This is a genomic window from Bradyrhizobium sp. SHOUNA76 (genome assembly GCF_023006445.1).
Lineage (GTDB): Bacteria > Pseudomonadota > Alphaproteobacteria > Rhizobiales > Xanthobacteraceae > Bradyrhizobium.
Genome location: NZ_JALBHA010000002.1, coordinates 1 through 15,822, shown reverse-complemented (window position 1 = coordinate 15,822; position 15,822 = coordinate 1). Strand labels below are relative to the sequence as shown.

Genomic DNA, 15,822 nt, shown 5'->3' with positions numbered 1-15,822 from the left:
ACTTGATGGTCGCGAGAGAATAAACGATCGTCTTAACGACCCTGGGGCAGGCGGGTAAGAGCTATGCCATTCAGCACTGGAGGCCGGACCGGTCCGGGTGTCTTCGACGGATCTGGGCTCTGCCTTCTTGGGGCGCCCTTACACTGGTCTTTCATCTCCAGCCAGGCGCGACCACACCCATATTGAGCGGAGGATGTCGTGGCTTTTAGTCTTCTCATCGGCGGACAACCGGTCTTAACGCGTGAGACTATGGATGTCATCAACCCGGCGACCGAGCAGGTGCTCGCGAAGTGTCCTGTCGCCTCGCGGACTGAACTTGATGACGCCGTGGCTGCGGCCAAGCATGCCTTCGCGGCGTGGAGCCAGACCCCGATCGGAAAGCGCAAGGAGGCGGTTCGGGCTGTTTCTGACATTATTCAGAACAATGCCGCCGAGCTGGCGCGTTTGCTGACCCAGGAGCAGGGCAAGCCGTTGGCCGATGCCACGCGAGAAGTGATGGGCGCGGCGACGTTCTTTCGCAACTTTACCAACCTTGACTTACCGATGCGGAGCGTCAAAAGCGAAGGCCGAAGGGTCGAGTTGCACCGGCGGCCTTTGGGCGTGGTAGGCGCGATCGTGCCCTGGAATTTTCCCCTTATCTTGATGGCCATGAAGGTTGCTCCCGCCCTCATCACGGGCAATACCGTCGTGCTCAAGCCGGCGCCATCTACCCCGCTTTCCACGCTCAAGCTGGGCGAGCTGATCAGCGAAGCATTGCCGCCAGGTGTGATCAATGTCATCTCCGGCACCAACGACCTGGGGGCCTGGCTTACGGCCCATCCTGATGTGCGCAAGATTTCGTTCACGGGGTCAACCGCCACCGGCGCGAAGGTGATGCAGGGAGCGGCCTCGACGCTGAAGCGCATCACGCTTGAGTTGGGTGGTAACGACGCCGCAATCGTCCTGGATGACGTCGACCCGAAGCAGACCGCGCCGAAGCTCTTCCAGGGCGCCTTCACCAACAACGGTCAAATTTGCATCGGCATCAAGCGTCTGTATGTTCACGACAAGATCTACGATGCGATGTGCGACGAATTGGCCAATCTTGCCCGGGACGCCATCGTTGGCGATGGTCTTGCGCAAGGAACGCAGTTGGGGCCGATGCAGAACAAGTCACAATACGAGAGAGTGCTTGCGATCATTGCGCAAGCCAAAGGGCAGGGCAAAGTGATCGCGGGCGACAGGCCCTTCGCTGGACCGGGGTACTTTATCTATCCGACTATCGTTCGCGACATCGCTGAAGGCACGGAGTTGGTGGATGGCGAGCAGTTCGGTCCGGTGCTACCGGTGATCCGCTATACCGACCCAGAAGATGCAGTGGCGCGTGCCAACGCCTCGCCATACGGCTTGGGAGCGTCCATCTGGTGCGCCCTGCCAGATCGGGCGTATGAGCTGGCCAAGCGCGTGGAGGCAGGTACGGTTTGGGTGAACAAGCATGCGGATATGGCGCTGGAAATTCCATTCGGGGGCGCCAAGCAGTCCGGCATAGGGGCGGAGCTGGCCGAAGATGGCCTGGCGGAATTTACCCAACTGCAGGTCATCAACATGGCGTCGTGACCGCCGGCGCGGCCCGCTTCCCAAGAGCTCGCTCGACTCGCTCTGGCGACCCTTGACAACGTCTCTATTCCGATCGGCCCAACTTAAAGAAGCTGATTATCCTGCCGTGACCACAAAAGAACGCCGCCGAACCTGTTCGGCGGCTTTCTCTTTGCTAAATCCGTTCAATTCATCCGGTATGAAATCGGCAGGCTCTTCAGCCCTCCAACGAAATTGGTAACCAGCCACTCAGGCTTTCCATTCAGTTCGAGCTGTCCGACCCTCGCGACGATTTCCTTCAACAGGGCGCGGATCTCCATCTTTGCCAGCATCTGACCCAGGCAAAGATGAATGCCGTAGCCGAATGCGAGGTGACGGTTGGGGGTACGATCGATGCGGAATGAGAAGGGATCCACGAAAGCGTCTTCGTCGCGGTTGCCGGACCAGTAGCAGAGCATCAAGGAGTCCCCGTTCTTGAACTTCTGTCCCCGGAAGGTGCAGTCGGCCGTGGATGTCCGGAAGAAGTGCTTCACCGGCGTCACCCAGCGTATTCCCTCATCGACCGCCGACGGGATGAGCGACGGATCGCTTCGGAGCCTGGCCAGTTGGTCGGGATGCTCAAGCAGCGCGAGGAGCAGCCCGGAGAGGGATGAACTCGTCGTATCATGGCCGGCAGTCGCTATAAGGAAGTAATAGGAGCTACGATCGAAATCGCTGATCGGCTTGCCGTCGATCTCGGCATTGGCGAGTAGACTGGCGAGATCGTCCCCCGGCGCCTTGCGTCGCTCGTCCGTCAGGTTCTTGAAGTACTCGAAGAAGCCGCGTACCGCACTGGTTGCATCTTTCTTTCCGTCCTTGTTCACGTCCGGATCGGCACCGCCGAAGTGCTCCTGCGTCAGCCGAAGCATCAGCGCCTCATCTTCAGGAGGGACGCCAAGGATCATCATGATCACGCGCAGGGGGTACCACATCGCGATATCGCGAGCGAAGTCGCATTCAGAGCCCTTTGCGGCCATTCTGTCTACGAATTCCGAGGCCAGCCTGGCGAGGCCTTCCTCCAACGAACGTAGCTTCGCGGGCATAAACCAGGCCTGCGTGAGCTGCCGATACAGGCGGTGATCCGGCTCGTCCATATGCACGAGCGTACGGACCGCCTGCACCGATCCCGTCAATTTGCGAACCTGCTCCTCTTGCTCGCGCGTGCGGAGCAGCGTTCGAGGTGCATTCGCAAACAGGTCGGATTGCTTTTCGATGTCGAGGATATCCGCATGCTTGCTCACAGTCCAGAACGGGCGGCAGGCGGAGGGTTCGGTCCAACGGATTGGGTCTTCACTTCTCAAAGTGCGGAATAGCTGGTGGTAGGCGCTCGGATCCGCGTACGTATGGGGATCGGCAATTGCATCGTCTACGTTTGCGACTGGCATTTGGGTTTCCAAGTGGTTGAGAGGGGCCGAAGGTGCGTGGTCGGCCGCCCGGCTTGCCTGGCCCGGCATGTTATCGCACGACCGTGCAAATCATAGAATTGGAGAGGAAATATTCAAGGCGGACTTTCCGGCGGTTGAACAGTGCCGCTTTATGGCGCTGGTCGGGCTGTTCGTCGGAAATATTGCGGCGCAAACGGCGCGAAACGGGCGGTCTCAGTTCGCTCGACTTGCAATGTTCGCACGATCGTGCAAATCTATGCGAAAGACAAGAATTTGAGATCGCCGCGAGCTGTCGCGTCGGCAGGGAATGCAAATGCAGGGAGCTGAGCGGCGATGAAGTGTAGTTGGAGTGGCTTCTGGGTTGGTTTGTTCGTCGTGCTTTCTTTGGGGACGGGCGGCAAGCTCGCTGCCCACGAAGCAAATAATCCAGGCGTCTCGGATCGCGAGATAGTCATCGGTCAGACTGCGCCCTACAGCGGGCCTGCGTCGGCATTTGCAAGAATCCACAAGTCCGAGATCGCGTATTTCGAATACCTCAATTCGAAAGGAGGAATATCGGGGCGCAAGATCCGACTCCTCAGCTACGATGACGGGCTCAGTCCCCCCAAGGCCTTCGAACAGGTCCGCCGGCTCGTCGAGCAGGACGAAGTGGCTGTCGTCTTCAGTCTGCTCGGAACGGCCGTCAATATCTCGGTTCGCAAGTACCTTAACTCAAAGAAGGTCCCTCAGCTCTTTGCCGCTGCCCAATCGAGCAGTTTGGCCGATCCAGAGCACTTTCCCTATACGATGGGGCTGCTGCCGACGTTGCGCTCGGAAGGACGCTTCTACGGCGAAGACATCGCGAAGACCAAACCTGACGGCAAGGTCGCGGTAATTTACCAGAATGACGATTTTGGAAAGGACTTGTTGGCCGGATTGAAGGAGGGCCTTGGATCTGAGCGGGAGAGCCAGATCAGAGCGCAATCCTTTGAAGTGACCGAACCGACGATCGAAAGTCAGATCGTGACGCTGGCTGCTTCACGTCCGGACATCTTGTTGGTGTTTGCCTATCCTAAGCACGCTGCACAGACCATCAGGAAAGTGCATGAGATAGGCTGGAAGCCTGCGATCTATGTCTTCAGCGGCAACGGAAGCCTGACGTCTGTGATCAAGCCAGCCGGCATCGAGGCGTCAACTGGAATTCTCCGAGCCGCGTTTTTCAAGGATCCGACAGACCCGCGCTGGAAGGACGATCCGGAGATGAACGAATGGCGCGAGTACGCCAGGCAGCATACACCGGACGCGGATCTGTCCGATTATCTGAACTCCTCGGGCATTGCATTTGCGAAGGTTCTCGAACAAGTGCTCCGCCAGTGCGGCAACAACCTGTCGCGGGAGAATATCTTGAAGCAAGCTCAGTCGCTGCACAACTTTCCGCTTCCGCTTGGGCTGCCCGGCGCCGTCGTCAATACCAGCGCGACCAACTACGAGCCCGTGAAATTTCTTGAGCTCGAGCGGTTTGACGGGACGAGTTGGGAGCCCGTCAAGCGATAAGTCTTGGCTGCTTAGGTATTTTAGTGGAACGGCTAAGCGCCCATTCGTGCGTGATGGAACGTGGAGGGATTGTCCTTGTTCGCTAAAGCGACGAGTGACTACGGCGACGTCGTGAGCTTGGGACCGCGCCTGAAGGAGTTCCTGAGCCGGAAGTTGCAGCGCGACCTCAAGATTGAGGATCTTACGCGTTATCCGGTCGGTTTTTCGTGGATGACGTATGGATTTACTCTCGCTGAACAACCCGCCGGTGTGATCCGCCGCGAGTTGGTCTTAAGGCTTGCGCCTCCAGTTGGGATTCTGCCGCCTTATGCGGCAAAGCCAGAGTTCGACGTCCTGACGGCCATTTTTGGCCGAGGAGTGCCAGTCCCACAGCCGGTTTTTTACAGCGACGATCGAAAGGAGCTCGGGGCACCTTTCTTGATCTGTTCAAAGGCTCCGGGCGCGCCACACACTCTTGCGGGGGCGCCGCCGCTGCCGGAGCAAATCCCGCTACTGTCGAAATGGGCTGAGCAGTTCACAGATATCCTCGCGCGACTTCATAACATCGACTGGGTCGCAGTGCTTGGTGAGAATACCGCCCTGGGGGCGACCGTCAGCGATATTGCCGTGCGTCAGGTCGATCACTGGAACCAGATCGCCGAAACGGTCGCTCTGCGACCACTTCCGATATTGAGGTTTGTATATCACTGGCTGCTCGAAAGCGCTCCGGTCGCTCCCAAACTATCGATCGTGCATGGCGACTACCGCCTTGGCAATTTCCTGGCGCGCGACAGCATCGACGCAATTCTTGACTGGGAGCTGACGCACATCGGAGATCCGCACGAGGATTGGGGGTGGGCATTGCTTCCGAATTTCAATGGTCGAACGTCAAAGCTTTTCGGAGCACTGCCGCGAGAGGAAGTGTTCGAGCGCTATGAGCGGAAAACAGGTCTTTCTCTCCGGCCGAAATCGATCGCGTATTACGAAGTTCTCGCACTCTTCAAGCTCGCTGTCATTTGTCTTTCGGGAAATCACGCGTTCTTCGTCGGGCATTCGCATGACCTACGATTGCCTGTGATGGGATCGAGCGGACACTTCGTGTTGAGAAAATTGGCCGAGCTGATGGAACGCATGTGAGTCAGCATCTTCAAAGAATATTCGATGGCGCGATTGATGCGCTCCGCGACCATTTGCTCCCGGCCGTCCGGGACGAGGTTCGTCGTGGTCAGCTTGTGGCGGTCTTGACCACGTTGTCCGAGCTCAGGCTCAGAACCGAATGGTCACGCGACTGGTTGCTTCGGCAAGTGGAGGCCCAGGCCGCCACATTCTGCGACATTGTGGATGTCTTGGAAGAGATGTCGGTCGACTGGTCGCGACCGCCGTTTCGTTCCGTGGACAAAACGTTGCCTGGTGCCGTACTTGAAGCCCTGCGCGATGAGGGCGACCGCTATTTGTGCCGGCTTCAGGATCAACTCGCCGAATGCATTTCGAAGCCTGGCGTTCCAGTCTGGGCCTTACGCACGGCAATTCTCGAGTACATCAAGCTCCACTACGAGATAGAGGCAAAGCGGACCCCGGCGGTTTCTCTGGGGACGCTTCAACATGACGCCGAGGAATCAAGATGATCGTTCCGCAGGATGACCTCATCGGGCATCAGCTCCCGCACAGCTTCGCTTATACTGGAACGAGCGATCCGACTTGGATGGAGCGACTCTGGTATTCTGCCCACCCCGTGCCAGGTGGCGATGTCATCCTGAACGTCGGCTGCGGCTATCATCCAAATCGCAATGTGTTTGACGCACATGCGGGCATCACCGTCGGAAAGCGGCAGCATAATTTACGATTTTCGCAGCGCCTTGGGGCGGACCCGCTGTCCGCGGCGATCGGACCGCTGCGTTTTCAGGTTCTGGAGGGCTTGCGACGTCACAGGCTGGTTCTGGAGCCGAATGAGGCAGGCCTTTCATTCGATATTGAATTCAGCTCGGTGTTGAATCCGCATGAAGAGAACCGGCACACCGTCCGGCGCAACCTGCGCCTCCAGCACGACATTACGCGCTATCAGCAGAGCGGCCGCTATTCGGGCTGGGTCCAGTTGCACGAGACGCGCTTTGACCTTACGGCCGATGCATGGTGGGGGCAGCGGGATCACTCCTGGGGATTGCGACGCGAGCTGCGTACGGATCCTGCGCACCCGCCGATGTCCGAATACCCGCCGCACCTGTTCACGTGGCTTGTCGCGCAGTTCGACGATTGCGCCCTTCACTTGTTCATGCAGGAGAGCCAGCCTGGAAGACCGCTGTATCTGACCGGCGAGTTGGTATTCAAGCAAGATCTGCCGCGTGATGGCCAATGGGCGATCAAGGATGTGGAACATGATTTGCGTTGGGCCAATGACCCGCACGGGCAGACCGTCGAGTCCGGTACATTGATCGTGACGTTCGCCAATGGGCAATCGCGAAAGTTCACTCTCCGCGCGCTCCCGGCGAGGTACTTCCTGAAGGGCGGGATGTATGGGGGATATCGGGGCTGGTTTCAGGGGGATGACAAGGGGCCGTATCACTTCGAACACGATGTGTGGGACCTCTCGGATGCCGGCACGCGCACGGAAGCGCGCACGCTCGGCGACAACGTGTTCGAATTCAGCGACGGGAAGAGGAACGGATACGGGATCTTCGAGTGGTGGGTCTTGAAAGGCTATCCCAGATACGAGGAAGTGCAGAAGTTTCCGGCGCCCTAAACAGGAGGCATCGTCTTGAGGTCAGATGACAACGGCGCCGTGGTGGCGGCACGATGAGGGGAGCTTTGGTAGCCAATGACGTGCGTGTCGCGCAGGACGAGGATGCAAGCAAACCGAGAGCAGCCGCCTCGCGATTGTATTGCGAGGTGAGAAAATCAAGGAGAACTCGCTCAGCACGATTGCCTAAGCGAGGACCTCTCCGAGGAACGCGAATGCCGCGGGAGGAGATATCCGCAGCCTTGGAAGATGCGTCCGGCGCAGGTTGATTTCCAGTCTCACTGCTGTGAGCCAGTGGAAGTCAAGTGGCGCGCATGTGAAGCGCAGGTGTGAGAAGTAAGAGACGAACGTGTAGCCCCAAAGGTCGTATCGAGGTCCGGAATGAAAGTATTTGCAGCGGTTGCCAGATCCTCTGAGCAGCCATTTGTGATCGAGGAATGCGAGCTCGTTCGGCCGTCAGCCCGCGAGGTCAGGGTGAAGGTTCATGCATGTGGCATCTGTCACACCGATAGCGCGGCGAGGCTTCAACACCTTCCAGTGCCCTTTCCGCAGACCCTTGGTCATGAAGGAGCCGGCGTCGTCGAAGAAGTTGGCAGCGAAATCACCTCGCTTGTGCCGGGCGATCATGTGATCATGACGTTTGGCTCCTGTGGTCGCTGCGAGAGCTGTGCTAGCGCCAGGCCAGCATATTGCGACGACTTTCTTGCGATCAATATCGCCGGCAAACGGGACGGAGGGGCCCCGCTTCGTCAAAACGGACTGCCCATCGGACAGCATTTCTTTTCGCAGGCTGCCTTTTCCACTCACGCGATCGCAAATCCGCGAAATCTGGTGAAGGTGGACGCTTCGCTACCCCTGGAATTGCTTGCCCCACTGGGCTGCGGAATACAGACGGGGATGGGAACGGTGCTAAATGTGCTGAAGCCTGCGCCTGGAACTGGAATCGCAGTGTTCGGCGTGGGTGCAGTCGGCATGTCGTCGATCATTGCGGCGAAAATCGTGGGATGTTGCCCCATCATTGCTGTGGACCTTGTTCAGGAGCGATTGGAAGCCGCTCGCTCTTTCGGGGCCACCCACGTGATCGACGGACGCTCGGCCGACGTCGCGCTGCAGATCAAGGCGATCACAGGAAAGGGCGCGCATTTCAGTATCGATACGACCGGCCATCCGCCGGTAATTACCGAGGCGACCAATTGCCTTCGGAAGCTTGGCGTAGGAGCCCATCTGGCTGCGCCCCCCAGGGGAACACAGTATTGCATCCCATCTCATGTGCTCTCCGGAGCCGGTCTCACCTGGCGCGGCGTGGTTGAGGGAGACTCCGACATTCAGACATTCATACCGGAGATGGTTAGGTACTACAGGACAGGCCAACTTCCCCTTGATCGTATGGTGACCACGTACCCGCTTGCGTCGATCAATCAGGCGATTGCGGATTCAGAATCCGGAAAGGTTCTGAAGGCTGTTCTTGTCATGCCCTGACGGTCGAACTTCACCCGTACCCGACCGGCCGAATCTTGTGCCTGATAACGTCATTGCCGGCTGCCAGCTCGCACCGGCGGCTGGCCGATACCTCGCGCAATCAACGAGTTGAGGTCCGGATGAGCCATTTGTCCGCTGTGCTCGGCGAGTGCCTAGCCTCAGCGCTGCAATCAAGAGGGGCGGCGCCTGGCAATCAGCGCCGGTCACGGCAGTTTGCGCCCGGCTTGAGCAAGCTGTTTTCAATGTGGTTCTTGTCGGCGGCGGCGTCGGCAACGTTTTGCCAGGAAGTTGAGAAGAGGTTTGCTTTCGGGATGATGAAGCAACACTTCAGCGCCGTTGCGCGCCTAAGGCGTTGCTGGTTGCCGATCTGCCATTTCGTTTGTTTATCTCGGGCTGACGTCCCATGGAGCTTCCATCCGGCGGTGTTTTCGCACGACCGAATAACCAGCCGAGTATGTCTCGTTCGATGATCGCGCAATCATTAGGAGATCCCAATACGTCCTCGGTCGTTTTGAAGACGTCGATTTCTTTTTTTCTCAGCCGATTGACAGTGTTATCGCGCAGTCTCTAGGACCCCACCCTCAGCTCGACGGTGTTCAGATGAGAAAAGTACTCGCTGCAAAGCTGCACGGTATCCATGTTACGGAGGCCGATCTTCAATACCACGGCTCCGTTACTCTCGACCCCGAGCACTGTCACGAGGCCGGAATTTTGCCGATGGAGTTCGTGGAGATCTGGAACAAGAACTCCGGGGCACGCATCTCGACATATGTCATTTTTGGCAAACGCGGCTCGCGCTGCTGTGTCCTCAACGGTGCCGCTGCGCGGACCTGCTAGGTAGGTGACCCACTGATCATCTGCAGTTCGGCATACCTCGACGAGCGGCGAATTGTTGATTTGAAGCCAAGGATTCTCTCGTTCGATCGCAGCAATCAGGTAACTGATCGCCTGACCCACTCGGTCTCCTTGGACTCTGCGGGAGACTACGGTTTTGAAATAATAGGCGAGCTGGGCGACACTAAAGCCTTGCCACTTCGCGGTGCAGGATCGAATTGAGATCATCGATGGATGGGAATCGGAAATGAGCCATGTTTCGGAGCAGCCGGCTGAACGTGTTACGATTCCCGTTCTGCAGCGGTGGAAGGAGGAGAGGCGGCGTCTCGTCATGACCACCGCTTACGATGCGGTCGCGGCACGTATCGCGGACCCCGCCGTCGATATCATCCTGGTCGGTGATAGTGTTGGCAACGTTTGCCTAGGATTTGAAAACACACTGCCCGTCAGCGTAGCGATGATGAACCATCATCTTGAAGCCGTTGCGCGCACCAAGCCTCGTGCATTGCTCGTCGCCGACATGCCGTTTCTCAGCTATCACCTTAGTGTCGAGGAAACCATACGGAACGCCGGCGGGTTCCTGCAGCGAGGCGCCGCGGCGGTGAAGCTGGAGGGCGGAGGAAAACGTATCAAAATGGTACGTGCCCTGGTCGATTGCGAGATACCCGTGATGGGCCATCTCGGTCTTACCCCGCAGAGCGTCAATGTCATGGGTGGCTTCAAGGTGCAGGGACGTAGAGCCGATGAGGCGCTGCGTTTGCTCGATGATGCTCATCGTCTGGAGCAGGCCGGCTGTTTCGCGGTGGTGCTGGAAGGAATTCCAGCCGAGCTTGCTGCTCGAGCCACGGAAATCCTGGGCATACCGACGATTGGAATCGGCGCTGGTCCAGGCTGCTCCGGTCAAGTGCTCGTGTTTCACGATGTGCTGGGCCTGACTGAAGGTCGCCATCCCAAGTTCGTTCGCGCCTATGTTGAGGGATTTCAGCTGTTGCATGATGCGCTTTTGCGGTGGGCGGCAGATGTCCGCAGCGGTGGATTCCCGGGCCGCCAGGAGTCCTATCGGCTTCCCGAAGGCCTTGGCGACGCAATCGCAAACTGGGCGCCCTCCGACGCAGCCTGATGAGGTAATAGCTCGACATGCAAACAATTGTGACGGTCTCTGAGCTTCGCCAGACGCTCACTCAGGCGCGTCGCGCCGGTGGACGGGTCGGATTCGTGCCGACAATGGGTTATCTCCACGACGGCCATCTCGCGCTGGTTGCGGCGAGCCGTGCGCAATGCGAGGTGACCGTGGTCAGCATTTTCGTCAATCCCACTCAGTTCGGACCAAACGAGGATCTCAGTACTTACCCGCGCGACTTCCTGCGCGACGAGACACTGTGCCGCGATGCCGGTGTCACGGTCCTTTTTGCGCCGGATGCTCAAGAGGTCTATCCGAGTCAATTTGAGACCTACGTTGAGTCGGGCGAGCTGGCAAAGCCGTTGTGTGGCGCTTTCAGGCCAGGACATTTTCGGGGTGTTGCGACGGTTGTTTGTAAGCTGTTCAACATGGTGCAGCCGGACGTCGCATTCTTCGGACAGAAGGACTTTCAGCAATGTGCGGTCGTGCGTCGCATGGCGATCGATCTCAATCTTCCCATTGAGATCATCACCGTCCCAACCGTTCGTGAACCCGATGGGCTTGCGATGAGCAGTCGCAACCGGTACCTCAGCGAGGAAGAACGCCGCCGAGCCCTTGCCATCAGTCGTGGGCTGCTCGCCGCCGTTGATGAATTTCGCTCGGGGGAGCGCGACGTGGAAAAGTTGGTCGCGATTGCCAAGAGGCATTTGGAGGTCGTTGACCGGCTTCAGTACCTCGAACTTGTTGACGGCGATACACTCAAGGCCGCTCACAGTCCGCTGCGCCGGACTGCGGCACTCTGTGCTGCAGCCTATGTCGGTTCGACCCGGCTCATCGACAACGTTATGCTCGCGTTGCCAAGTCCGTAGGGCAATTCAATACTCGCGGAACACACGCCGGCCTATTCGACCGAACGTTTCGTGGCGAGTCTGAAATCCCAGTTGCGACCGGTCCGCCAGCAGAAGTATCTAGTATCGCTGCCTTCGAGAGTTGCTGACTGCAGTGGGGGGCGACGGCAATTCTGACCGCGCGCCAAGCCGGCTTGAGGGGGCTGTCGCAGCCTGGTCAACTAGCGCCTCCGCAACCGCCAGTCCGTATGAGCCGGCGAGCCCAGGCGGTCTGATCGGTGCGGCCAGTGCACCCTCCATCAGCCGTCGAGGGCCACGGCATATTTGCCGAACCCCGCGGCCAACAGAACTACGTTATCAGGCTCTCCTGGATCGACGTTGCGAGCATTGATTCGGTGCCGTCATGAATGCGGGCGATCGACAATCAACGGCCACTTTCCGCGCACGGACTCCCGGTTTCGAAATGCATCCAGCCATCGGATGAGTCGTGCGGAACCAGATCTCTTCCACAATTTTCGCCTCGAGCGGGATGAAGCTGACGGCGGATCGGAAGGCCGCACCGCTGCTGGAGCAGGTACGGTGTCCAGCATGCCGCTCTTGTTGAAGTCAGGCGCTTGGCAGGCAGGATGATGCCCCTCGCTTAGCCGCGCAACGGAGGGCGGCATAGCGGATCCAGCGGCCGTCGAAGCCATGTGCGACGGTGGGGATCGCACCCCGGGGCGAGCTCCTATTCTGGGCGAGCTGCGAAGATGCCAGGACAGCGGATTCGTCCGCTGCGAGCGAAATCGAGCTCAGGCCGATGAATTTGTCAGTCTCGACGGAGGTCGATCTTGTAGGGAACTACGCCGCGCTCCGCCGTGCCGACGTCCAGTGCGCGGCCAATAGGTGGCAGCGCGCGATGGCGGCAGTCGATGCGTTCGCATGCGCGGCATCCGGGTCCTATTTGATCAACGGCTTGTTTGTCATCTAGGTTTATGCCCTTCGCGTAGACGGTTTGAGCCGCATAAGTGACCTCGCATCCAAGTCCCACCGCCACGGCCCGCGGCCGATCGAGATATGAATTGCTGGGAAGGCTAACTGTCCGCGCTATGCAAAGATAAGTGGTTCCGTCCGGCGTGGATGCAAGTTGGACGAGTGTTCGGCCTGGCTGCGCGAACGACTGATGGACATTCCATAGCGGACAGGGGCCGCCGAAGCGGGCAAATTGAAAGCGCGTGGCGCTACTTCGCTTCAAGACATTTCCAGCGATATCGATCTTCAAGAAGTAGAATGGAATGCCGGGAGATTGGCGTCGCTGAAGGGTGCTTAGTCGATGGCAAACTTGCTCGAAGCTGGTCTTGAATCGCAGCTGAAGGCGCTCAATGTCGTATTGAGTGTCTCGAGCAGCTTGAAGAAACACCTCGTACGGCATCACCAGGGCTCCGGCGAAATAGTTTGCCAAAGCGACGCGCGCGAGGGCGCAGGCCTCCGGGTTGCTCAATTTGGCGCCTCGGACAAGGCGCTCGATGGTTTCTCCTTGCTCGATCAAGCCGATCACGTGGGCAATCCAAAAGACGCGGCTTTCCAGCGGTGCGCCTTCGGATAAATGTAAGGTCTTCGCATTGCTATCAAGCCGCCAGATCATGCCGGCATCGAGGGGCTGCTGCGAGCGAATAACTCTAATGCCCCGAAAATCGCGCAGATATCGCAGAAAGTCTTCGCCGTGACTTCCGGAGCGAAACTGCTGATCTGTTGCAAGGAGCTCGGCCGCTCGATCTAACGGTGCAAAATGATTGCGATTGGCCTGCACCCAATCGCGGACCTCATCGTAAGGAAAGCGGCTCGCCGTGCTCGCATCATCCTGCGCGATCGTCGTTTGCAGCGTCCGGTGTTCTTCCTCTAGTGCCAGATAGGCTCTGTAGAGATGAAGAAATCGGTTGGCGATGCTGGGCGCTGAGCGTACCGCAGCGCTGGCTTCCTCACCCGTCACTCCGCCTCCAAAGAGAGGGTCGCTTGCGGTTTCGCGGAGCTCGCTCGCAATCCGCATGTCGTCATTGTCGCCGAAATAGGAGACGTCTAGTGCGAACTGTCGGCTGAGCCGAAGCAAAACGTCGCCCGTGATGGGGCGTACATCGGCTTCGATTTGACAGAGATAGCCCGACGATATCCCGAGGGCTATGGCCAGTTCCGCCTGGCTTATACCGCGCGCCTTCCGAAGTCGGCGGACCCGATCGCCGGCAAAAATGTTAGCTTGGCGCATTTGCAAAATTAGCAATACCGAGAGGTTTGTAGGCAAAAATCAGCAATTTTGGCCCTCCAGTTTTCTGTGAGAGTTAGCTAAGTTTACATGAAACGTAGAGTTTTGCAAAGGTCGCTTCCAGCACCAGGCATCGGCGTAAGGGGCAAGATTGTGTTGGGGATACTCGCTGGACTTGAGGAACGTCGTGCCGGTGCCAAGCTCGGCGGCGGGGAGAAGCGCATCGAGGCGCAGCACGCCCGCGGCAAGCTGACCGCGCGCGAGCGGATCGAGCTGCTGCTCGACAAGGGATCGTTCGAGGAGTTCGACATGTTCGTCGAGCACCGCTCCACCGAGTTCGGGATGGAGAAGAACAAGATCCCCGGCGACGGCGTCGTCACCGGCTGGGGCACCGTCAACGGCCGCAAGACGTTCGTCTTCGCCAAAGACTTCACGGTGTTCGGCGGCTCGCTGTCGGAAACGCACGCGCTGAAGATCACAAAACTCCAGGACATGGCGATGAAGGCGAGGGCGCCCATCATCGGCCTCTATGATGCCGGCGGCGCCCGCATCCAGGAAGGCGTCGCCGCGCTCGCCGGTTATTCCTACGTGTTCCGCCGCAATGTGCTCGCCTCCGGCGTGATCCCGCAGATCTCCGTCATCATGGGCCCCTGCGCCGGCGGCGACGTCTATTCGCCCGCGATGACCGACTTCATCTTCATGGTGAAGAACACCAGCTACATGTTCGTCACCGGCCCGGACGTGGTGAAGACCGTCACCAACGAGGTCGTCACGGCTGAAGAGCTCGGCGGCGCCTCGGTGCACGCCACACGCTCCTCGATCGCGGACGGCGCCTTCGAGAACGACGTCGAGACGCTGCTGCAGATGCGGCGTCTGATCGACTTCCTGCCGTCCAACAACACCGACGGCGTGCCGGAATGGCCGAGCTTCGACGACATCGGCCGGGTCGACATGTCCTTGGACACGCTGATCCCCGACAATCCGAACAAGCCTTACGACATGAAGGAGCTGATCCTGAAGGTCGTGGACGAGGGCGACTTCTTCGAGATCGCGGAGAGCTTTGCCAAGAACATCGTCACCGGCTTCGGCCGCATTGCGGGCCGCACCGTCGGCTTCGTGGCCAACCAGCCGATGGTGTTGGCCGGCGTGCTCGACTCGGACGCCTCGCGCAAGGCCGCGCGCTTCGTTCGCTTCTGCGATGCCTTCAACATCCCGATCGTCACCTTCGTCGACGTGCCGGGCTTCCTGCCGGGCTCGAGCCAAGAATATGGCGGCCTGATCAAGCACGGCGCCAAGCTGCTGTTCGCCTATTCGCAGTGCACCGTGCCGCTGGTCACCATCATCACCCGCAAGGCCTATGGCGGCGCCTTCGACGTCATGGCCTCCAAGGAGATCGGCGCCGACATGAACTACGCCTGGCCGACCGCCCAGATCGCGGTGATGGGCGCCAAGGGCGCGGTCGAGATCATCTTCCGCAGTGACATTGGCGACCCCGACAAGATCGCAGCGCGCACCAAGGAATACGAAGACCGCTTCCTGTCCCCGTTCATCGCCGCCGAACGCGGCTACATCGACGACGTCATCATGCCGCATTCGACGAGGAAGCGGATCGCGCGAGCGCTGGCGATGCTGGGTGACAAGAAGATGGAAATTCCGGCCAAGAAGCACGACAATTTGCCGTTGTAGGAAGAGCTGTGTTCAAGAAGATTCTGATCGCCAATCGCGGCGAAATCGCCTGCCGGGTCATCAAGACTGCCCGCAAGATGGGAATTCAGACGGTTGCGGTCTATTCCGAGGCAGATCGCGACGCCCTCCATGTCGAGATGGCCGACGAGGCCGTGTTGATAGGCCCGCCCGCGGCAGCCGAGAGCTATCTGGTGATCGAGAAGATCGTCGAGGCCTGCCGCAAGACCGGCGCCGAGGCCGTGCATCCCGGTTACGGCTTCCTGTCCGAGCGCGAGGCATTTCCGCGCGCGCTGGAAGCGGCCGGCATCGTCTTCATCGGCCCGAACCCGGGCGCGATTGCAGCCATGGGCGACAAGATCGAGTCGAAGAAGGCG

General features: G+C 59.0%; 12 protein-coding genes and 1 pseudogene. 11 read left to right on the top strand and 2 right to left on the bottom strand.

Translation table 11 applies throughout. From position 1 onward, the window contains the following. Positions 1-249: 249 nt before the first annotated feature. Positions 250-1,596 (top strand): aldehyde dehydrogenase family protein, encoded by a 1,347-nt coding sequence (locus tag MOV74_RS00655; RefSeq protein ID WP_246916663.1) that lies wholly within the window; start codon positions 250-252, stop codon positions 1,594-1,596. A 164-nt stretch (positions 1,597-1,760) separates the two neighbouring features. On the opposite strand, the gene MOV74_RS00650 is transcribed toward MOV74_RS00655, so the two are convergent. Next, a complete protein-coding gene (locus tag MOV74_RS00650) occupies positions 1,761-2,999 on the bottom strand; it encodes a cytochrome P450 (RefSeq protein ID WP_246916530.1) in 1,239 nt (412 codons plus the stop codon). Between the two features lie 333 nt (positions 3,000-3,332). On the opposite strand from MOV74_RS00650, the gene MOV74_RS00645 reads away from it, so the two are divergent. From MOV74_RS00645 to panC, 8 genes and pseudogenes are all read left to right on the top strand, one after another. Next, positions 3,333-4,532, top strand: a complete 1,200-nt coding sequence (locus MOV74_RS00645) for an ABC transporter substrate-binding protein (protein WP_246916528.1) — start codon at positions 3,333-3,335, stop codon at positions 4,530-4,532. 75 nt (positions 4,533-4,607) lie between these two features. Then, a complete protein-coding gene (locus MOV74_RS00640) occupies positions 4,608-5,648 on the top strand; it encodes a phosphotransferase family protein (protein ID WP_246916526.1) in 1,041 nt (346 codons plus the stop codon). Continuing rightward, complete coding sequence (locus tag MOV74_RS00635; RefSeq protein WP_246916524.1) at positions 5,645-6,136, top strand: hypothetical protein; 492 nt, start codon at positions 5,645-5,647, stop codon at positions 6,134-6,136. The genes MOV74_RS00640 and MOV74_RS00635 overlap by 4 nt, the downstream gene beginning before the upstream one ends. After that, positions 6,133-7,248, top strand: a complete 1,116-nt coding sequence (locus tag MOV74_RS00630; RefSeq protein WP_246916521.1) for a hypothetical protein — start codon at positions 6,133-6,135, stop codon at positions 7,246-7,248. The genes MOV74_RS00635 and MOV74_RS00630 overlap by 4 nt, the downstream gene beginning before the upstream one ends. 378 nt (positions 7,249-7,626) lie before the next feature. Beyond that, positions 7,627-8,724: an NAD(P)-dependent alcohol dehydrogenase gene (locus MOV74_RS00625; RefSeq protein WP_246916519.1), complete on the top strand. Its 1,098-nt coding sequence runs from the start codon at positions 7,627-7,629 to the stop codon at positions 8,722-8,724. 600 nt (positions 8,725-9,324) lie between these two features. Next, positions 9,325-9,780 (top strand): annotated as a pseudogene (panD, locus tag MOV74_RS00620) (aspartate 1-decarboxylase). A 25-nt stretch (positions 9,781-9,805) separates the two neighbouring features. Further along, entirely contained in the window at positions 9,806-10,678 is an 873-nt protein-coding gene (gene panB / locus MOV74_RS00615) for a 3-methyl-2-oxobutanoate hydroxymethyltransferase (RefSeq protein WP_246916517.1), read from the top strand. Positions 10,679-10,695: 17 nt separating this feature from the next. Beyond that, complete coding sequence (gene panC / locus MOV74_RS00610; RefSeq protein ID WP_246916515.1) at positions 10,696-11,547, top strand: pantoate--beta-alanine ligase; 852 nt, start codon at positions 10,696-10,698, stop codon at positions 11,545-11,547. A 787-nt stretch (positions 11,548-12,334) separates the two neighbouring features. Here panC and MOV74_RS00605 read toward each other — a convergent pair. Further along, entirely contained in the window at positions 12,335-13,765 is a 1,431-nt protein-coding gene (locus MOV74_RS00605) for a short-chain fatty acyl-CoA regulator family protein (RefSeq protein ID WP_246916513.1), read from the bottom strand. Between the two features lie 150 nt (positions 13,766-13,915). Here MOV74_RS00605 and MOV74_RS00600 point away from each other — a divergent pair, with 150 nt between their 5' ends. Beyond that, positions 13,916-15,448 (top strand): acyl-CoA carboxylase subunit beta, encoded by a 1,533-nt coding sequence (locus MOV74_RS00600; protein ID WP_404979098.1) that lies wholly within the window; start codon positions 13,916-13,918, stop codon positions 15,446-15,448. Between the two features lie 8 nt (positions 15,449-15,456). Continuing rightward, positions 15,457-15,822: biotin carboxylase N-terminal domain-containing protein (locus tag MOV74_RS00595; protein WP_309486766.1), on the top strand; the 366-nt coding region annotated here is incomplete at its 3' end.